Annotated in this window: 21 protein-coding genes; 11 read left to right on the top strand and 10 right to left on the bottom strand. The window is 63.0% G+C overall.

Annotated features, from left to right (window positions below; all coding sequences use genetic code 11):
• Positions 1 to 9 precede the first annotated feature (9 nt).
• The 5 genes from tdh to AC1RTB_RS03760 all read left to right on the top strand — a co-directional run bounded on the left by tdh (position 10) and on the right by AC1RTB_RS03760 (position 3,937).
• Positions 10 to 1,044, top strand: a complete 1,035-nt coding sequence (gene tdh / locus AC1RTB_RS03780) for an L-threonine 3-dehydrogenase (RefSeq protein WP_492880519.1) — start codon at positions 10 to 12, stop codon at positions 1,042 to 1,044.
• A 105-nt stretch (positions 1,045 to 1,149) separates the two neighbouring features.
• Entirely contained in the window at positions 1,150 to 1,653 is a 504-nt protein-coding gene (locus AC1RTB_RS03775) for an HPP family protein (RefSeq protein WP_492880518.1), read from the top strand.
• A 112-nt stretch (positions 1,654 to 1,765) separates the two neighbouring features.
• A complete protein-coding gene (locus AC1RTB_RS03770; RefSeq protein WP_492880517.1) occupies positions 1,766 to 2,683 on the top strand; it encodes an MBL fold metallo-hydrolase in 918 nt (305 codons plus the stop codon).
• Positions 2,649 to 3,392 (top strand): fumarylacetoacetate hydrolase family protein, encoded by a 744-nt coding sequence (locus AC1RTB_RS03765; protein WP_492880516.1) that lies wholly within the window; start codon positions 2,649 to 2,651, stop codon positions 3,390 to 3,392. The genes AC1RTB_RS03770 and AC1RTB_RS03765 overlap by 35 nt, the downstream gene beginning before the upstream one ends.
• Positions 3,393 to 3,400: 8 nt before the next feature.
• Positions 3,401 to 3,937, top strand: coding sequence for a DinB family protein (locus tag AC1RTB_RS03760; protein WP_492880515.1), 537 nt, complete (start codon positions 3,401 to 3,403; stop codon positions 3,935 to 3,937).
• Here AC1RTB_RS03760 and AC1RTB_RS03755 read toward each other — a convergent pair.
• From AC1RTB_RS03755 to aztA, 8 genes are all read right to left on the bottom strand, one after another.
• Positions 3,934 to 4,311 carry a type II toxin-antitoxin system VapC family toxin gene (locus AC1RTB_RS03755; RefSeq protein ID WP_492880514.1) on the bottom strand — a complete coding sequence of 126 codons (378 nt, stop codon included), beginning with the start codon at positions 4,309 to 4,311 and terminating at the stop codon, positions 3,934 to 3,936. The genes AC1RTB_RS03760 and AC1RTB_RS03755 overlap by 4 nt on opposite strands.
• Positions 4,308 to 4,535 (bottom strand): type II toxin-antitoxin system Phd/YefM family antitoxin, encoded by a 228-nt coding sequence (locus AC1RTB_RS03750; RefSeq protein WP_492880513.1) that lies wholly within the window; start codon positions 4,533 to 4,535, stop codon positions 4,308 to 4,310. The genes AC1RTB_RS03755 and AC1RTB_RS03750 overlap by 4 nt, the downstream gene beginning before the upstream one ends.
• 77 nt (positions 4,536 to 4,612) lie before the next feature.
• Complete coding sequence (locus AC1RTB_RS03745; protein WP_492880512.1) at positions 4,613 to 4,951, bottom strand: protein tyrosine phosphatase family protein; 339 nt, start codon at positions 4,949 to 4,951, stop codon at positions 4,613 to 4,615.
• An 85-nt stretch (positions 4,952 to 5,036) separates the two neighbouring features.
• Positions 5,037 to 6,257, bottom strand: coding sequence for a zinc metallochaperone GTPase ZigA (zigA, locus tag AC1RTB_RS03740; RefSeq protein WP_492880511.1), 1,221 nt, complete (start codon positions 6,255 to 6,257; stop codon positions 5,037 to 5,039).
• Positions 6,258 to 6,319: 62 nt separating this feature from the next.
• Positions 6,320 to 7,516 carry a zinc metallochaperone AztD gene (aztD, locus tag AC1RTB_RS03735; RefSeq protein WP_492880510.1) on the bottom strand — a complete coding sequence of 399 codons (1,197 nt, stop codon included), beginning with the start codon at positions 7,514 to 7,516 and terminating at the stop codon, positions 6,320 to 6,322.
• Between the two features lie 148 nt (positions 7,517 to 7,664).
• The gene (gene aztC, locus AC1RTB_RS03730; protein WP_492880509.1) at positions 7,665 to 8,600 is read right to left on the bottom strand and encodes a zinc ABC transporter substrate-binding protein AztC; all 936 of its coding nucleotides are present in this window, start codon (positions 8,598 to 8,600) and stop codon (positions 7,665 to 7,667) included.
• A gap of 23 nt (positions 8,601 to 8,623) precedes the next feature.
• Positions 8,624 to 9,490 carry a zinc ABC transporter permease AztB gene (aztB, locus tag AC1RTB_RS03725; RefSeq protein WP_492880508.1) on the bottom strand — a complete coding sequence of 289 codons (867 nt, stop codon included), beginning with the start codon at positions 9,488 to 9,490 and terminating at the stop codon, positions 8,624 to 8,626.
• Between the two features lie 8 nt (positions 9,491 to 9,498).
• Positions 9,499 to 10,344, bottom strand: a complete 846-nt coding sequence (gene aztA / locus AC1RTB_RS03720; protein WP_492880648.1) for a zinc ABC transporter ATP-binding protein AztA — start codon at positions 10,342 to 10,344, stop codon at positions 9,499 to 9,501.
• A 205-nt stretch (positions 10,345 to 10,549) separates the two neighbouring features.
• On the opposite strand from aztA, the gene AC1RTB_RS03715 reads away from it, so the two are divergent.
• Positions 10,550 to 10,894 carry a RidA family protein gene (locus AC1RTB_RS03715; RefSeq protein WP_492880507.1) on the top strand — a complete coding sequence of 115 codons (345 nt, stop codon included), beginning with the start codon at positions 10,550 to 10,552 and terminating at the stop codon, positions 10,892 to 10,894.
• Positions 10,895 to 10,917: 23 nt separating this feature from the next.
• Here the strand turns inward: AC1RTB_RS03715 and hutC are convergent, their stop codons facing one another.
• Positions 10,918 to 11,670, bottom strand: a complete 753-nt coding sequence (gene hutC / locus AC1RTB_RS03710) for a histidine utilization transcriptional repressor HutC (protein ID WP_492880647.1) — start codon at positions 11,668 to 11,670, stop codon at positions 10,918 to 10,920.
• 28 nt (positions 11,671 to 11,698) lie between these two features.
• On the bottom strand, positions 11,699 to 13,051 hold the full coding sequence (locus AC1RTB_RS03705) for a formimidoylglutamate deiminase (RefSeq protein ID WP_492880506.1): 1,353 nt from the start codon (positions 13,049 to 13,051) through the stop codon (positions 11,699 to 11,701).
• 98 nt (positions 13,052 to 13,149) lie between these two features.
• On the opposite strand from AC1RTB_RS03705, the gene hutI reads away from it, so the two are divergent.
• The 5 genes from hutI to AC1RTB_RS03680 all read left to right on the top strand — a co-directional run bounded on the left by hutI (position 13,150) and on the right by AC1RTB_RS03680 (position 19,160).
• A complete protein-coding gene (gene hutI, locus AC1RTB_RS03700) occupies positions 13,150 to 14,379 on the top strand; it encodes an imidazolonepropionase (protein WP_492880505.1) in 1,230 nt (409 codons plus the stop codon).
• On the top strand, positions 14,376 to 15,920 hold the full coding sequence (hutH, locus tag AC1RTB_RS03695) for a histidine ammonia-lyase (RefSeq protein ID WP_492880504.1): 1,545 nt from the start codon (positions 14,376 to 14,378) through the stop codon (positions 15,918 to 15,920). The genes hutI and hutH overlap by 4 nt, the downstream gene beginning before the upstream one ends.
• Complete coding sequence (gene hutG / locus AC1RTB_RS03690) at positions 15,917 to 16,738, top strand: N-formylglutamate deformylase (protein ID WP_492880503.1); 822 nt, start codon at positions 15,917 to 15,919, stop codon at positions 16,736 to 16,738. The genes hutH and hutG overlap by 4 nt, the downstream gene beginning before the upstream one ends.
• 178 nt (positions 16,739 to 16,916) lie before the next feature.
• On the top strand, positions 16,917 to 18,593 hold the full coding sequence (gene hutU / locus AC1RTB_RS03685) for a urocanate hydratase (protein WP_492880502.1): 1,677 nt from the start codon (positions 16,917 to 16,919) through the stop codon (positions 18,591 to 18,593).
• 3 nt (positions 18,594 to 18,596) lie between these two features.
• On the top strand, positions 18,597 to 19,160 hold the full coding sequence (locus tag AC1RTB_RS03680) for a HutD/Ves family protein (RefSeq protein ID WP_492880501.1): 564 nt from the start codon (positions 18,597 to 18,599) through the stop codon (positions 19,158 to 19,160).
• Positions 19,161 to 19,207 lie beyond the last annotated feature (47 nt).

Raw genomic sequence — 19,207 nt, 5'->3', positions numbered from 1 at the left:
GACAAGACAATGTCGAACATGATGCGCGCGCTGGTGAAGGCCAAGGCCGAACCGGGTATCTGGATGGAAGAGGTGCCGCTGCCCGAGGTCGGCCCCAACGATGTGCTGATCAAGGTCAGGAAATCGGCGATCTGCGGCACCGACGTCCACATCTACAATTGGGACCAGTGGGCGCAAAAGACGGTGCCGGTGCCGATGGTCACCGGCCATGAGTTCGTCGGCACGATCGCCGACTTCGGCGCAGGCGTGACCGACTACAAGGTGGGCCAGCGCGTGTCGGGGGAGGGCCATATCGTTTGCGGCCATTGCCGCAACTGTCGCGCCGGGCGCGGCCATCTGTGCCGCAATACGCTTGGCGTCGGCGTCAATCGCCCGGGCTCCTTTGCTGAGTATGTCGCTATCCCCCAGCACAATGTCGTGCCGATCCCCGACGATGTGCCCGACGAGATCGCAGCGATCTTCGATCCGCTCGGCAACGCCGTGCACACAGCACTGTCATTCGACCTCGTTGGCGAGGACGTTCTGGTGACAGGGGCCGGGCCAATCGGCATCATGGGCGCGCTGGTCGCTCAATGCGTCGGCGCACGCAAGGTCGTCATCACCGACATCAATCCTGTGCGTCTCGCGCTGGCGAAAAAGCTCGGCGTCCATCACGTCGTCGATGCTTCCAAGGAAAAACTGCGCGATGTCATGCGCGACGAGGGCATGACCGAAGGCTTCGACATCGGCCTCGAGATGTCGGGCTCTGCTGTCGCCTTCCGCGACATGATCGACACCATGAACAATGGCGGCAAGATCGCCATTCTTGGCATTGCACCTACAGGCTTCGAGATCGACTGGAACAAGGTGATCTTCAAGATGCTGCACCTCAAGGGCATCTATGGCCGCGAGATGTTCGAGACCTGGTACAAGATGATCGCGCTCGTGCAGGGTCCGCTCGACATCACCGGACTGATCACCCACCGCATCGGCATCGACGACTATCAGGCCGGTTTCGACGCCATGCGCAGCGGCAATTCCGGCAAGGTCGTCATGGATTGGTGATTTAGGGAAAGTTTTTTCACTGTAGGGAGAATTTTTCGAATAAAGGCACATTGCCAGCCGAAGTCGCTGTTGCTATCGAAGCAGGCCCTTCGGCTGGAAACGATGATGCGCCGTCACATACGCACCCTTACTGCCCGCCATGAGCCGAAAGGTCAGATGCTCTCGCACGTCAAGTCGGGATCGGGCGCCGTTGTCGGTCTGGCGGCGGTTGGCGGGCTTGCTTCGATGACCGGTCTGCCGATGCTGATCGCGCCGCTAGGCGCGACGGCGGTGCTGCTGTTTGGCCAGCCGGCGAGCCCCCTGGCGCAGCCGATCAATATTTTCGCCGGCTATTTCATTGCAACGCTTGTGGGCGTAGCTGCGGCCATGGCTTTCCCCGGCATGTGGGAAGTGTCGGCAGTGGCGGTCGGTCTGTCGATCGCGCTGATGCTGATGTTGCGCGTCACCCATCCACCCGCAGGCGCGATCCCGCTCGTCGCCACGGCATCTCCCTATCAGGGCAGTACGCTGTTCGTCGTTGTCCTGCTCGGCTGCATCAGCCTTCTGGTGCTGGCGCTGGTCCATCACTGGATCCCCCCACGCGCCCAATACCCGCGCCGCGTCGATTGATGCTTTAAACTTGCCTCGGTCATGGCCGGCGCTCTAGCTTGGGCGCCTGCAAGACGAGGTGTGGCATGAAGCGTGGAATTCCAATGCTAGGTATCATCCTGGGCGGGTGCGCATGAGTGCCCGCCTTGTTCTGCTCGGCACCAAAGGCGGCCCGGCGATCCGGCCGGGTGGTCCGTGGCCGACATCGACGCTTTTGGAACTCGGCGGACGCACCATCGTCGTCGATTGCGGGCTGGGTGTGACGCGTGGTTTGACGGACGCGGGCCTGAGCCTCAAGGCGCTCGATCTGATCTTTGTCACCCATCTTCATTCCGATCACGTGCTGGAACTCGGGCCGCTGGTCCACACCGCCTGGACGGCTGGGCTTGCGACACCGGTCAGGCTTTTCGGCCCTGTCGGCTTGAATCGATACTGGCAAAGTTTCGTGCAAGCGCTTGAATTCGACATCGAAACCCGGATCGTCGACGAAGGCCGCCCCGACCTGCGCGAGATGGTCGAGGTCGTGGAATTCAGCGAAGGCGAGGTGCTGCGCGAGGGGGAATTCAACGTCGCAGCCTTGCGTGTCGACCACCCGCCGGTGACCGCGTGTTTCGCCCTCCGCTTCGACCACGCGGGCACAAGCGTCGTCTTTTCCGCGGACACCGCTTTCTTTCCGCCATTGGCGGAGTTCGCCCGAGGTGCTGACATTTTGCTTCATGAAGCGATGCTGGAAGAAGGCGTTGAGCGGCTCGTCGCACGTACCGGCAACGGTGCGCGGTTGAAGGAGCATCTGATGGCAAGCCACAGTCTGGCCGGCGAGGCGGGGACCATTGCCACCAGTGCCGGCGTCGGGCGGCTGGTGCTCAACCACCTCATTCCGGCCGACGATCCCGAGATCGGCGAGGCCGATTGGATCGAGGCTGTCAGGAAAACATGGAATGGTCCCTTGACGATCGGCCGCGACGGGCTTGTTGTGGTGATCGAGGACGATACCGTCCGAACTCGGGAGGACCCGCATGAAACTGGCGACGCTGAAGAACGGTTCGCGTGACGGAAAACTTGTCATCGTCTCGCGCGACCTGACGCGATACACCGATGCCACTTTCCTGGCACTGAGCCTGCAGGCGGCGCTCGACGACTGGCGCCGGATTTCCCCGCACCTTGCCGCCCTGGCCGAATCGCTTGAGGTCGGCTCCGTACCGTCGTCGCGTTTCCACGAGCATGACGCGCATTCGCCTCTGCCACGCGCCTACCAGCGCCTCGGCGGCGGCGATGCTTTCGCCGGTCCGCGCGATGCGCTCGAACTCGCCGGCAAGACCCGCGACGCCAAGGTCGAGGCGGCTGTATCAGTGATCGTCTCCGACGTTGCGATGGCTGCCACGGAGGAGAAGGCCAAGGACGCCATCGCCCTTGTCGTGCTCTCCGCTGACACGGCGCTGGATGGCGGCCACGCAGGCACGTCCGCACTGTCGCCCGTCGCTGTAACGCCTGACGAATTGGGCGACGCCTGGGACGGGGCCGTACATCTGCCGCTGCTTGCCGGGGCGCGAAGCGTCACCTCCGTCTGGACCAGCTTTCCGAAGTTGATCGCGGATGCCGCCGCCACACGGCCGATAGGCACAGGTGCCATCGTCAGGGGCGCGGTCGAAACACTCTCGGTTTCGCTCGGCGATACCTTGCGCGTCGAGATGAAGGACAAGACCGGCCATTCAATCTTCGGTGCGATCGAGCGTCAGGTCGGCAGGTTCGAGCCTGCCTGAGTACCGAGATGGACATGACCAGCCATTTTCGCCGCATGGCGCGGAACAATCTGTGGTCCAACGACCGCATCTACCGCGCCGTGCAGGCCTTGCAGCCGGGCGAGTTCGAGGCTGGGCGCACGAGCTTCTTTCCTTCGCTCAAGGAGACGCTGAACCACATCCTGTCTGTCGACATCTATTATCTCGACATGATCGAGGAAGGGGGCGAGGGGCAAAAAGTGTTCGATCGTTTCGTCGAGTTCGACGATGCTGCAGCACTCGCCAAGGCGCAGGCGGATTTCGACCGGCGGCTGGTTGCTTGTTGCGACCGTCTCAGCGAGGCCGATCTCGACAGGCAGGTGCTGTCCGATCGTGGCAAGGCGGGGCAGGTCCCCGAGCGCATCGGCGATCTGCTCACGCATCTGTTCCTTCACGAAATCCACCATCGCGGACAGGTGCATGCGATGCTGTCCGGCACCTCAGTGGCGCCACCGCCGCTCGACGAGTTTTTCCTCGATTATGACCTGCGCTTTCGCGCCGAGGAGGTTAAGCGGCTGGGGCTTTAGGCGAGCGCCACGTCGTAGCGCGCAAACAGCGGATCTGAGGTGAGGATAGACAGGTTCTCGATCTGCGCCTGCGCGATCAGCAGCCGGTCGAACGGGTCTCCGTGGTGGCGAGGCAGTTCTGCCACTCTTTGGGCGTGCTCGATGGTGATGGCAAGCGGCGTAAACTGCATTCTGGGAAGGAGGAAGCCGAGATCGCTTGGAACATCCAGCTTGCCGATGCTCTGCTTGATTGCAATCTCCCAGACACTCGCAGCGCTCGCGTAGACGAGGGCTGATGAAGCCAGAACTTCCCTGTGCGCTCGCTTCAAACGTGGATCGTCGTTGATCGACCACAGAATGATATGAGTGTCAGCGAGGAAGGCCTCGCCGGTCACTTCATGTATTCCTTGAAGTCATCCAAGGGGGCGTCGAAATCATCGGCGATCCAGATCTTACCCTTGAGCGCACCGATCCGGGGAAGCAATTCCTGTTCCGGCTCCGGGGGCATGACACGAGCCACGGCCTTGCCGTGGCGCGTGACGACAATCTCCTCGCCGGCTTCCGCCCGCTTGATGAGTTCGGAGAATTTGGCCTTGGCTTCGGCGACGGAAACATTCATCGGCGTTATCCTTATGACCATAATTTAGGTCATAACTGGTCTTCACGCAAACAGGCATGCTCCCGCCGCCGTTCTGCTCAGCCCCTGCTTTGCTGGATCGCCATATAGAGGTTGGTGCAACGCGTGCCCGAGCGGCAATAGGCGAACACCGGGCCGTCCATCTCGTCGAGCGCTTCGGCCATGTCGGCGACATTGTCGCCGGTCATCTGGCCGCTGATGACGGGAATGTAGCGGAAGGCGAGGCCGGCTGCTTCGACCGCCGCCTTGACGCTGTCGGCGGAGGGTTGGCCCGGCTGCTCGTCGTCGGGCCTGTTGCAGATGACGCTCTTGAAGCCGGCGGCCTTGATGGCGGCAACTTCTTCCGGCGTGATCTGGCCGGAAACCGAGTAGTCGTCGGTGATCTGGCGGTATTCCATCTTCGTCCTCGCGAGTTTTGTTGGCCGCTCCGGCGGCTTGTCGGCGCCAGTCTTGCCACTGTCGGAGCGGCGGGGCAACTCCTGTTCAGGCTGCCGGGCGATCCCAGGAGGGGAAGGGGTCGGCTAGGTCGCGCCATTGTGCGGGGTCGAATGAGTTGGCGTCGACAAGGCAGTAGTCGAGCTCGGCCCTGATGCGCACCTCGTTCATTGGGTCGCAGCCGATGAAAACGATCTCCTGGCGCCGGTCGCCCCAGACGGGATCGAGATAGGACTTCATTGCCTCATGCCATTCGGGAAATTCCGGCCATTGTCCGCGCGGCACCGCCGACCACCACAGTCCGCGTTTGCCGGTGCGCACCAATGCCCCGGCCTGGCTGATCTCGCCGACAAGCTTCGGTCGCGTGGCAAGCCAGAAGAAGCCCTTGGCGCGGACGACGCCCGGCCATTCTCGGCGGATGAAGCTGTGCAGCTTGACCGGGTCGAATGGCCGCCGCTCGCGATAGACGAAGGAGCGGATGCCGTATTCCTCGGTCTCGGGAATGTGGTCACCAAAGCCGTTCAATTCCTTGAACCACAGAGGGTTTTGTTCGGCCTTGTCGAAATCGAACAGGCCGGTGCCCAGTATCTTGTCGATCGGTGCGCGGCCGAAATCGGTCTCGATCAGTTCGGCGTCGGGGTTGAGTGCGCGGATGATCTTTCGCGCGCCGTCGCGGTCGGCGGCACTGGCCGCTGTCGCCTTGTTCAGCACCACGACGTCGGCGAACTCGATCTGCTCGACGAGAAGGTCGACCAGCGCGCGCTCATCCTGCTCGCCGGCCTGTTCGCCGCGATCATGCAAGAAGTCGGATGAAGAATAATCCTTGAGCAGGTTGGCCGCGTCGACCACCGTCACCATCGTGTCGAGCCGAGCGACATCGGACAGGCTGTCGCCGTTTTCGTCGCGAAACTGAAAGGTCGAGGCGACGGGCAGGGGCTCGGAAATCCCTGTCGATTCGATCAGCAGGTAGTCGAAGCGGTTTTGTTGCGCCAGCGCACGCACCTCCTTGAGCAGGTCGTCGCGCAAGGTGCAGCAGATGCAGCCATTGGTCATTTCGACCAGTTGTTCGTCGGTGCGCGAAAGATTAGCGCCGCCGTCGCGAATGAGCGCTGCGTCGATGTTGATCTCGCTCATGTCGTTGACGATGACCGCGACGCGGCGGCCTTCGCGATTGCTGAGGATGTGGTTGAGCAGCGTCGTCTTTCCCGCGCCGAGAAAGCCGGACAGGACCGTCACTGGCAAAGGCGCTGCTTTGGATCTGACTAGCATGGGCATTTCCTTGGAGTAACCTGGGTGAAGGTCCGGCAACTGCGCTGCCGGACCTGAAGCACTCAGTGCGTTTCGCCGGCGCCGCCGACGGCAACGAGGTTGAAGGGCTTGCCTTCAAGCGCGATGTCAGCGGCCTGCTTGAAGCTTTCTGCATCGACGACATGCAGCACGCTCTTGAGCGGGTCGGAAACCACGATCCGGCTGCCGGCGACAGCGATGCGCGGGCGCGGATCGCTCCAGTGGCCATCCATGCTGTAGGGCTCGGTCAGCTTGAGCGACGTGTCGATCTTGCCTGCCACCACGTCGATGCGGTGCAACTGGCCATCCTCCGTGAAGACATAGGCGAATTTCGCCCGTACCGGATCGACAGCGAAATGCACGCGGCGCGTCGGCAGGTCGATCAGCCGGAATGGTTCTTCGGACTTCGGGTCGATCAGAACGACAGCGCTCGGGCCGTAATTGCCGAGGAAATACTGAAGGCCGCGACCGCCGACCAGCGTTGTCGATTTTCCCTCGGGCAGACCGGCGTAAGGCAGCAGGTCGATCACTGGCGTACTTCCGCTTGATGAGGTGACAAGCAGGCCTTTGGCGCAAGCAATGGCCAGCAGATCGCCTGACGAGGCCTCACCATGCAGGTCGGGGCAGTCGTGGACATTGCCAACCGAGGCTCCGGCGCGGTCGACGACCCGAATCCCGACTGGAAGTTCGTCCGGCATCTGCATGTTCGGCTCGGTAATCAGGACATGATCGCCAAGAGCGACGGCGACGCCGTGGTGAGGTGCTGCGGTCGCCACCTCGCGAATGGCCGGCTTGCCCTCGAGAATATCGGCTTCGCGTGTAATACGCGCCTTGCCTTCGCCGTCGAAGAACAGGGCGATGTCGCCGTCATGGTCGACGAAATGCGAGGGCTTTTTGCCTTCGAACGCGACATCAAGCAATTTCGGCGCCTCGACATGGATGTCGCCGTGATCGCCATGGTCGCCGAACGAGATGCCGCTCGACAGCACCGAGATCACGTCGCCCTTGCCTTGCATGGCAAACACCGTGCGGCCGCTGTCGGAGCGGTAGAGGCCTGTCGGCACTTTTACGTTGAATGTGTCGATCTTCTTGCCTGTCTCCATGTCTATGGCGTGGATGACGGGTTGGGCATGATCGGAGACGAACAGCCGCCAAGCGGTCTGTTCTTCGGCGAAGGCGGGAATGGCGGCGAGGCCAAAGAGCATGGCCATTCCGGAGGCCGTCGCGAGCAGATGTTTCATATTACCCTCGTATAATGTTATTACATAACAGTTTGGTTTCAAGAAAAAGGCGAGGTTTTTGGCCCCGCCTTCATTCAGGCTGGTTGATCGTACCCATGTGCTGGGATGGTAGGCGACCGGGCGTGCCAGTCGCCGTGGCTGGCTTCGGTCAGCTGCCGAGGATCGCGCCCTTGATGGTGGCGATGTTGGCTTTCATCATGTCGATGTAGGTCGCAGCCGGGCCATCGGCCTTGGACAGCGCGTCGGAATAGAGCGTGCCGCCGATTTTCACGCCGGTTTCGGCGGAAATCTGCTCGACAAGGCGCGGATTGGTGATGTTTTCGACAAAGATCGCCGAAGCCTTGTCGCCACGAACCTGCGAGATCAGCGCCGCCACATCGGCAGCCGATGCTTCGGCTTCGGTCGAAATGCCCTCGGGCGCCAGGAAAGTGATGCCGTAGGCGTTTTCGAAATAGCCGAAGGCATCGTGCGAGGTGATGATGGTGCGCTTTTCCTCAGGGATCGAAGCAACCGCAGCCTTCACGTCGGCCTCGGCGGCGTCGAGCTTGGCCGTGTAGGAAGCGGCATTTGCCTTGTAGGTGTCGCAGCCGGCGGCATCGGCGGTGCAAAAAGCATCGGCGATGTTCTTCACATAGATTTTGGCGTTGGCGATCGACTGGAAGGCGTGCGGGTCAAGGTCGCCATGGTTGTGATGACCGCCGCCTGTCTCTGCGGCATGCTCATGCTCTTCCTTCATCTTGATCGGCTCGACGCCCTTGGTCAGTTCGACCACCGAAGCCTTGGTGGCGCTCGCTTCGACAAGGCGCTGCAGGAAGCCTTCGAACTGCAGGCCGTTGACCAGAACGACGTCCGCTTTCGACATCTTCACCGCGTCGGCAGGCGAGGGCTCGTAGACATGGGCGTCGCCGTCGGGACCGACAAGAGTGGTCAGCTCGATGCGGTCGCCGCCGACATTTTGGGCGAAATCGCCAATGATCGAGAAGCTTGCCACGACCTTGAGCGGCTCGGCCGTGGCCGAAGTCGCGGCGAAGGGAGTTAATGTTATAACGCTCATCAGTGAGGCGAAGCCAATTGTTCTGAGCATAAGTCTCTCCATGTTGACGTGGATCAGGCGGTGCGGTGGCGGTGGCGGCGAAGCTTGGTGTTGAAGACGCCGCGTGTGCCGAAAAGGATGGAGGCGAGGTAGATCGCACCTGCCGACAAGATGATCGCCGGGCCCGAGGGCAGCGAGGCGTGATAGGAAATGAGCAAGCCGCTGACGCAGGATATCGCGCCGAAGCCGAAAGCAAGCACGCACATCGGCTCGACACGCGACGTCCAGAAGCGCGCGGCGGCAGCCGGCAGCATCATCAGGCCGACCGACAGCAGCGTGCCGAGCGCCTGGAAGCCGCCGACAAGATTGAGCACGACAAGGCCAAGGAAGATGAAGTGCACCGGCGTGCCAAGCCGGCTGACCGAGCGCAGGAACAGCGGGTCGAGGCATTCGGCGACGAGCGCGCGCCAGAAGACGGCGAGCGTCAGCAGCGTGATGCCCGAAATCAGAGCGATCAGCGTCAGCGCGTCGTCATTGAGCGCGAGAACGGTGCCGAACAGCACATGCATCAGGTCAACGCTCGAGCCGCGCAGCGACACGATCAGAACGCCGAGCGCCAGAGAAATCAAATAGAACGCTGCCATGGAGGCGTCCTCGCGCTGCACTGTGAAGCGCGACACGGCACCTGCGCCGAGCGCCACGATGACGCCGGCGATCAGCCCGCCGATGGTCATCGGCACGATCTGTAGGCCATAGAGCAGGAAGCCGGCGGCGGCACCGGGCAGGATGGCATGGGCCATGGCATCGCCGGTCAGGCTCATGCGCCTGAGCATCAGGAACACGCCGACCGGGCAGGAGCCCAAAGCCAACAGCAGCGAGCCGGCAAGCGCGCGCTGCATGAAGCCGAATTCGACGAAAGGGGCGATCAGGAAATCATACATGGCGAGGTTCACGCTGCCCGGGGGCCGGATTCATGGTCGGGATGATCATGGACCTCGCCGTGATCATGGTGGTGATGCTCGTCGTGCGTATGGCTATGCGCAGGGCGATGGGCGTGGCCGTCGTCGGGCTCGCACCAGGGCGCATCATCGTGCCAGGCCTCGTCGAAACGCCGGGCCTTGAGCAGGTTTTCCGGGCGCAGCGCTTCAAGCGTCTCGCCCCAGGCCACCGGTTGGCGCGCCAGCAGCAATGTATTGGGAAAATGGGCGCGCACCAGTTCGAGGTCGTGGGCGACAACCATCACCGTGCGGTTCTCGCCGTGCCAGCGCTTGATGAGTTTGATAAGATCACCAACGGTCTTTGCATCGACAGCGTTGAACGGCTCGTCGAGCAGGATCAGGTCCGCATCCTGCACCAGCACGCGGGCAAACAGCGCTCTCTGGAGCTGGCCGCCGGAGAGTGTGTCCAGCGCGCGCTTTTCGAAACCTTCGAGGCCGACGGCCATGAGTGCCTTGGAGACAGCTTTGCGGTCCTCGCTGGTGTAGCGGCCGAGCAGGCCACGCTTGGGCCAGAGGCCGAGCGAGACGAGGTCGACGACACGGGCGGGAAAGCTGCGGTCGAGTTCGGATTGTTGCGGCAGGTAGGCGACGCGCTTGCCCGGCGCCACCGTGCAGGCGCCGGCCATCGGCTTCAACACGCCGACGATCCCCTTCATCAAGGTCGATTTGCCCGAGCCATTGGCGCCGACGACGGCGGTCAGCGAGCCGGTCTTGATCGAGCCGTTGAGGTGATGCACCGCCGGATGGCTGTTGTAGCCCAGCGTCAGATCCTTGAATGTCAGGCAGGCGTCGGTCATCGGCTCATGGCTCAGCTGCGGCGAAGTCGTCACTGGATATGTGATGTTATTACATTAGTCAACGAGGCCGACCGGACAATCCGGTGGATTTGTGTCGCAAACCCGGCGAGCCTGCGTCTGGCCTACGGAATTCGGCCGCTGCGGCCTTGCGCCGGGGGGCAGGCAAAATCTAAGAAGGCGCCACCCCTAACGGAAGGAGACCACAATGAGCATTCGTCGTATCGATGTCGGCCCGCGCATGAGCCAGATCGTGATCCACAACAACACGGTTTACCTGGCTGGACAGGTTGGCGCACCGGGCGAGAGCGTCGCCGCGCAGACCAAGGCCATCCTGGCCGAGATCGACGCCCTGCTGGCCAAGGCAGGCTCGGACAAGACCAAGATCATCCAGGCGATTATCTGGCTCGACGACATGTCGACCTTCGCCGAAATGAACTCGGTGTGGGACGGCTGGGTGCCGCAGGGCAACACGCCCGCGCGCGCTACCGGCGAAGCCAAGCTCGCTGGCCCCGAATACAAGGTCGAGATCATCATCACGGCCGCTGCGTAAGCAGAACTACGGAATGGCCCGTTTCAGCTGTCTGACGGCGTGAAGCGGGCCACCACCGCATGGGCATTCGCCGGGTAGGTGAAGCGCACATGGGTGACGGGGCGCTCGGCGCTCCAGGTTCGCCTTTCGATGACAAGGCAAGGCGCGCCGGCTGCCAGATTCAGATCGGCAGCGGTCTCGGCATCGGCGGCGGCGGCACGGATGACATGCTCGGCCGCACTCCACGGCACCTGGCCGATCAGCCACGGCCCCGGTGCGGATTTGCGAAATTCTTCATCAGCTGCTTCCGGTACGGCGGCCAGATTGATCAGCCGGTCTTCAATGCAGAAGGGCCGCACACCGGCGTAGTGCAGGCATTGCAGCGCCAGAACGTGGCTTGGGACAGACGCGCCCGGTCCCAGCCGTTCGCGGTCGAGGGACGTGGCGCGCCGCTTGGTCTGAGCGATCAGCTCATAGCGGTAGGGCAGGCCAAGCGCCTCGACCTCGATGCGGATGTCGTGAATTTCGAGCACGGCGGCCTGCGACTGCGGCCGGCGCACAAAGCTGCCCGACCGCCTCCGGCGCTCGATCAGCCCAGATTTGGCGAGTTGCGACAGCGCCTTGTTCACTGTCATGCGCGAACAGCCATATTCTTCGGTCAGTTCGTGCTCGAAGGGGATGCGGTAGCCGGGCTCCCATTCGCCTGAAACGATCCGGTCGCGGATATCGTTGAGGATGCGCTGGTAGAGCGATGTCGCCGCATCGCTGCTCGCGGGCTCTTCAACAATCTCCGCCATCGAATCAGGCACCAGAATTTTCCTTTGTTTACGCCGCCGTCAGTTCCATCATCACGTTGCGGAACCTCGCCGCAATAGCGTCGCGGCGGAAATGCGCGCCACCCGAAACGAGCTTGCGGCCGTGCGCCCATACAGAGTCGACTTTGCCGCCCCGGGCGAAGATCCAGGCGTCCAGGATGGCGTCCTCGGATTTGCCGGCGAGCGTCGGATGGTTGGGGTCGAGCGAGATGAAATCCGCCGCCGAACCTGTCGCAAGCCCTGCCGGACCAGCACCGAGCGCCTGCGCGCCGCCGCCGAGTGCGGCATCGAACAGCGCGCGGCCGGTCGATTGGCCAGGGGCGGCAAGCACGTTGCGGGCGCGGAGGGCCAACCGCTGCGAATATTCGAGCATGCGCAGCTCAACGGCGACGCCGATCTCGACATTGGAATCCGAACCGACGCCGAACTTGCCGCCATGTTTGACAAACAGCGGCGCTGAAAAGACGCCGTCGCCAAGATTGGCCTCAGTGATCGGGCAAAGGCCGGCAACCGCGCCGGTCTTGGCCATGGCGATCGTTTCCGCCTCGGTCATGTGGGTGGCGTGGATCAGGCACCAGCGTTTGTCGACATCGGCGTGGCCCAGAAGCCAGTCGACGGGCCGCGCACCGGACCAGGCAAGGCAGTCCTCGACTTCCTTGACCTGTTCGGCGATGTGGATGTGGATGGGGCCAGAGGTCATGGCGGTGACGGCGGCCAGTTCATCTGGCGTTGCCGCGCGCAGGCTGTGCGGCGCGAGGCCGAGTACGGCGCCATCAATGCCTTTGAGCGCTTCGCCGCACGTCTCAAAAAGTCTGGCGAAGCGATTCGTATCGTTGATGAATCGCCGCTGGCCTTCATTGGCAGGTGCGCCGCCGAAGCCGGAATGCGCGTAGAAGACGGGCAGCAATGTCAACCCGATGCCGGTCTCGACCGAGGCAGCGGCGATGCGCTCGGCCATCTCGGCGATGTTGGCATAAGGGCTGCCGTCGCGGTCGTGGTGGAGATAGTGGAACTCGCCAACGCGGGAAAAACCGGCCTCCAGCATTTCGACATAGAGCTGCGCTGCCACCGCCTCGACCTGCTCGGGCGTCATCGTCAGCGCGAAGCGGTACATCACCTCGCGCCACGACCAGAAACTGTCGGACGAGGGGCCACGGATTTCGGCGAGGCCTGCCATGCCGCGCTGGAAGGCGTGGCTGTGCAGATTGGGCATGCCGGGCAGGACAATCGCGTGGCGCTCATCGCTTGGCTGAATGGTCGTTCCCGCTTCCACCTTGTCGATGCGGCCGCCAGAAAGCGTCAGCCTGACATCTCGTTGCCAGCCATCGGCCAGAAGCGCTTGCTCCGCGAAGATTGTCGCCACCATAATCTCCTCACCTCTTTTGCGCGCCGCACGATAGCACTTGCATCGCGTTTTGATATGTATATACATAACTGAAAGCGGAGGAAACGAAAAAGATCATGGCTGGAGAGCAATCCGCAGCACCGGCAAGGGTCTGGCGCAATGCACGGCTGGTCACGCTTGCCGAAGGCTTGGCTGGTCTTGGCGTTGTCGAGCATGGCGCGATCGCCGCGCGTGACGGCCGCATCGTTTTCGCCGGTCCCGAGGCCGACATGCCCTCGGATTTGCGCGACGGCGCCGAGATCATCGATTGCCAGCGGCGCTGGATCACGCCGGGCCTGATCGACTGTCACACCCATCTTATCCATGCCGGCAATCGCTCCAACGAATTCGAAATGCGGCTTGCGGGTGCGACCTATGAAGAGGTGGCGCGGGCAGGGGGCGGCATCGTTTCGTCGGTCAAGGCGTTGCGTGCGGCGAGCGAAGCCGAACTGGTGGCGCAGACCTTGCCGCGGCTCGATGCACTGATCGCCGAAGGTGTGACCACTGTCGAGGTCAAGTCGGGCTACGGCCTCGACCTTGAGAACGAAACAAAATCCCTGCGCGCGGCAAGACAACTCGCCGAGCTGCGGCCGGTGACTGTGCGCACGACATTCCTTGGGGCGCACGCTTTGCCGCCGGAAGCCAAAGGCGACAAGGACGCCTATATCGACCTCGTTTCCGGGCCGATGCTCGACAAGATCGCGGCCGAAGGCTTGGCCGATGCTGTCGATGGCTTTTGCGAGGGCATTGCGTTTTCGCCCGAGCAAATGGCCCGCGTCTTCGACGCCGCAACGGCCAAGGGTCTGCCCGTCAAACTCCACGCAGATCAGCTGTCCAATCTCGGCGGTGCAGCACTTGCCGCGAGCTATGGCGCGCTGTCGGCCGATCATCTCGAATACACCGACGAAGCGGGTGCCGCCGCCATGGCGAAGGCCGGCACAGTGGCGGTCATCCTGCCCGGCGCCTTCTATTTCATCCGCGAGACCCAAAAGCCGCCAGTGGTGCTGTTTCGAAAGCATGGCGTGAAGATGGCGGTCGCCACCGACAACAATCCAGGCACATCGCCGCTGACCTCGCTGCTTTTGACCATGAATATGGCGGCGACCTTGTTTGCCATGACGGTCGACGAATGCCTCGCCGGCGTCACCCGCGAGGCGGCGCGTGCGCTCGGGCTTCAGGCCGAAACCGGTACGCTTGAAACAGGAAAATGGGCTGACCTTGCCATCTGGGACATCGAAAGCCCGGCCGAACTTGTCTATCGCATGGGGTTCAATCCGCTCCATGCCCGTATCTGGAGAGGGAAATGACAACGCTTGTGTTGAACCCGGGCAATGCCACGCTTGCCGATTGGCGCGCCATCTATCGCGGCGCTGTTCCCGAACTCGACCCGGCTTGCCGGCCCAAGATCAAGGCCAGCGCCGAGACTGTGGCGCGGATCGTCGCCAAGGGCGAGCCGGTCTACGGCATCAATACCGGCTTCGGCAAGCTCGCCAGCGTCCGCATCCCGGCGGCTGACCTTGAAACCCTGCAGCGCAACATCGTGCTTTCCCACGCTGCTGGCGTCGGCGAGCCGATGCCAGTGGCTGTGGCGCGGCTGATGATGGCGCTGAAGCTCGCGAGCCTGGCGCAGGGCGCCTCAGGCATACGGCCCGAGACGATCGATCTTCTGCAGGCGATGCTCGCCAGGGACGTCATCCCAGTGGTCCCGGGACAGGGTTCGGTCGGCGCATCGGGTGATCTGGCGCCGCTTTCGCACATGACGGCAACGATGATCGGCGTTGGCGATTGCCATACGCCGCATGGCATTGTGCCGGCCAAGGTGGCTTTCGTCACGCATGGGCTGGAGCATATCACGCTCGGCGCCAAGGAAGGCCTGGCGCTGCTCAACGGCACCCAGTTCTCGACCGCCTATGCGCTCGCTGCTCTGTTCGAAGCGGAAGTGCTCTACCAATCGGCGCTGGTCACCGGCGCGCTGTCGACCGACGCGGCCAAGGGCTCGGATGCGCCCTTCGACCCGCGCATCCATGTGTTGAGAAAGCATCGCGGCCAGATCGAAACGGCGGATGCCTTGCGCAATCTGATGGCCGGCAGCGCCATTCGCGAGAGCCACCGCGTCGGCGACGAGCGCGTGCAGGACCCGTATTGCCTGCGCTGCCAGCCGCAGGTGATGGGGGCGGTGCTGACCTTGCTGCGCCAGGCCGCCGATACGCTCGGCACCGAGGCCAATGGCGTCACCGACAACCCGCTGATCTTCACCGAGGACGATACCGCGCTCTCCGGCGGTAACTTTCACGCCGAACCGGTGGCGTTCGCCGCCGACATGATCGCTTTGGCCGTCTGCGAGATCGGCTCGCTGTCCGAACGGCGCATCGCCATGCTTGTAGATCCGGCACTGTCCGGCATGCCGGCGTTCCTGACGCCAAAGCCGGGGCTGAATTCCGGCTTCATGATCCCGCAGGTGACGGCTGCGGCATTGGTTTCCGAAAACAAGCAGAAGGCCTATCCGGCATCAGTCGATTCGATCCCGACCTCGGCCAATCAGGAAGATCACGTCTCGATGGCCGCGCACGGCGCGCGGCGCCTGTTGCAGATGATCGAAAACGCCTGTGGCGTGGTCGGCATCGAACTACTGGCGGCAGCTCAGGGCTGCGACTTCCATGCGCCGCTGGCGTCGAGTGGCGCGCTTGAAGCGGTGCGCAAGCTTGTCCGTGCGCAGGTGCCGCATCTCGACGAAGACCGCCATTTCCACCCTGACATGGAAAAGGCCATTGCGCTGGTTCGCAGCGGCGCGGTCGTCAAGGCAATCGCCGGCGTCGGCCTGCCGCAGATTTCGGGAGATCAAGCATGAGCGACACACCCTGGCTTACCGTTATCAGAGGTAATGCACCTTTGCTGGTGAGCTTGCCGCACACTGGAACCGATCTTGCCGGTCTCGAAGACCATTTCGTCTCGCCCTGGCTGGCGCGGCGCGACACCGATTGGTGGATCGATCAGCTCTATGCCTTCGCTGAGGATCTGGGCGCAACCATCGTGCGCACCAAAGTTTCGCGCTCGATCATCGACGTCAATCGTGATCCCTCTGGCGCCTCGCTATATCCCGGCCAGACAACGACCGAGCTTTGCCCGACCGTCACCTTCGACGGCGACCCGCTCTACAAAGCAGGGCAGGAGCCGGATGCAAACGAGATTTCCAGGCGGCGCGCGGCCTATTTCGATCCCTATCACGCGACCCTCGAAAGCGAGATCGCGCGTCTCAGGGCGTTGCATCCCAAGATCGTGATCTACGATTGCCACTCGATCCGCTCGGTGCTGCCGCGCCTGTTCGAAGGCCGGTTGCCCGTCTTCAATTTAGGCACCAATGACGGCAAGAGCACCGATCCGGAATTGCAGGACAAGGTGACGGCGATCATCGCCGCGACCGGTCGCCCATGGGTGGTCAATGGGCGCTTCAAGGGCGGCTGGATCACCCGCCACCACGCCAATCCCGCCCAAGGCATCCATGGGCTGCAGATGGAGATCGCCAATCGCGGCTACCTGCTTGAGCCCGAAGGCAAAGGCGAGCCGTCGAACTGGCCGGTGCGCTACGACGCCGATTTTGCCGCCCCGATCCGGGCGACGCTGACCGATATCTTGACAACCGCACGCGATTGGGCGGGCGGGCAGTAGATGAGATAGCACCCCCACTCCGTCCCTTCGGGCCACCTCTCCCCCTGCCAGGGGGAGAGGAAAGGCGCCAAGGCCGACGGGTTCGCGGCCTTCCTCTCCCCCGGGCAGGGGGAGAGGTGGCGAGGGCGAAGCCCGAGACGGAGCGGGGGTGGTTCCAACCAATTGAAGGGAGAGCCCTATGACCCAACATTCCCGCATCGACAATGCCCGCGTCATCCGCGCAGCGACGGGCACCGAACTTACGGCCAAGAGCTGGCTGACCGAAGCGCCGCTGCGCATGCTGATGAACAATCTCGACCCCATGGTCGCCGAAAAGCCCGGCGAACTGGTCGTCTATGGCGGCATCGGCCGCGCCGCGCGTGACTGGCAAAGCTATGACCGCATCGTCGCCGCTTTGAGAAATCTCGAAGCCGACGAGACGCTGCTGATACAGTCGGGCAAGCCGGTGGGCGTATTCCGCACCCACAAGGATGCGCCGCGCGTGCTGCTCGCCAACTCCAACCTGGTGCCGCACTGGGCGACCTGGGACCACTTCAATGAGCTCGATAAGAAGGGCCTGATGATGTACGGCCAGATGACCGCCGGCTCGTGGATCTACATCGGCAGCCAGGGCATCGTTCAGGGAACCTACGAAACCTTCGTCGAGATGGGCCGCCAGCATTATGGCGGCGATCTTTCCGGCCGCTGGATACTTACTGCTGGTCTCGGTGGTATGGGCGGCGCGCAGCCGCTGGCCGCGACCATGGCGGGCGCTTCCTGCCTCGCCGTCGAATGCCAGGCGAGCCGCATCGAGATGCGGTTGAAGACCGGTTATGTCGACGTGCAGGCCAAGGATCTCGATGACGCGCTCGCCATCATCGACAAGGCGACCAAGGAAAAGAAGGCGATTTCGGTCGCATTGCTTGGCAATGCCGCTGATGTCTTCCCCGAACTGGTCAAGCGCGGCGTCAGGCCGGATGCCGTGACCGACCAGACCTCAGCGCATGATCCCGTCAATGGCTACCTGCCGCAGGGCTGGACCGTTGCCCAGTGGGAAGAGAAGCGCGAGCGCGACCCAAAGGCCGTCGAAAAGGCCGCGCGCGCCTCGATGGCGATCCAGGTCCGCGCCATGCTCGACTTCCACAAGGCGGGCGTGCCGACGGTCGATTACGGCAACAATATCCGCCAGATGGCGCTGGAAGAGGGTGTCGAGAACGCCTTCGACTTCCCTGGCTTCGTGCCGGCCTACATCAGGCCGCTGTTTTGCCGTGGCGTCGGCCCGTTCCGCTGGGCAGCACTTTCGGGCGATCCGGAGGACATCTACAAGACCGACGCCAAGGTGAAGGAACTGACGCCGGGCAACAAGCATCTGCACAACTGGCTCGACATGGCGGCCAAGCGCATCCATTTCCAGGGCCTGCCGGCGCGCATCTGCTGGGTCGGTCTCGGCGATCGTCACCGCCTCGGCCTTGCCTTCAACGAGATGGTCGCCAGTGGCGAACTCAAGGCGCCGGTCGTCATTGGCCGCGATCATCTGGATTCGGGTTCGGTCGCCTCGCCCAACCGCGAGACGGAAGCGATGAAGGACGGCTCGGACGCCGTGTCCGACTGGCCGTTGCTTAACGCGCTGCTCAACACCGCCTCGGGCGCCACCTGGGTGTCGCTGCACCATGGCGGTGGCGTCGGCATGGGCTTCTCGCAACATGCGGGCATGGTCATTGTCGCCGACGGCACCGAAGATGCGGCGCGTCGTCTCGAACGTGTGTTGTGGAACGACCCGGCAACCGGCGTGATGCGCCATGCCGACGCCGGCTACGACATCGCCGTCGACTGCGCCAAGCAGCACGGTCTCAACCTGCCGGGCATTCTGGGCTGAGCCATGCACATCATCCGTCACGCCGACTGCCGCCCCATGCCGTGGAAGAACGGCGGCGGCGTGACGACCGAAATCATCGCCTGGCCGCCTGAGGCCGGGCTCGACGATTTCGATTGGCGCATCTCGATGGCGCAGGTGGCATCCGGCGGGCCGTTTTCCACCTTTGAAGGTATCGACAGGACGCTGACGGTTCTTGCCGGCACCATGCGGCTCGCGGCAGGTGATGCGCCGCCGGTCGAGCTTTCGCCGAGGTCACAACCTTACGCGTTTCCCGGCGATGAGAGCACCAGTGCTGCCCTGATCGATGGCCCCGTGCTTGATTTTAACGTCATGACCAGGCGTCGCCGCTTCAGCCATGTGGTCGAGCGGCTGGAATTCTCCGAGCCGACCGAAATCGCTTTAGGTGAGGGCAACAGCTTGATCTTCATGGTTTCGGGCGCGGCGCGTGTCGGCCACGAGCCCCTCGCGCCATTGGACACACTGCATTTCGAGGGCGGTCCGGCCATGCTGAGCATCGAGCCGAGCGAGCCGGTGACGCTGCTGCGCGTCTCCATTCGGAACCGATAGCGGCGCAATCTCCAAAATCGTCGTGACATCCTGATAGAACTGGCCAA

This window comes from Aminobacter sp. GW821-FHT11F06 (genome assembly GCF_058808215.1).
Note: the sequence above shows the minus strand (reverse complement) of the source record. Positions and strands in the feature narration are given on the sequence as shown.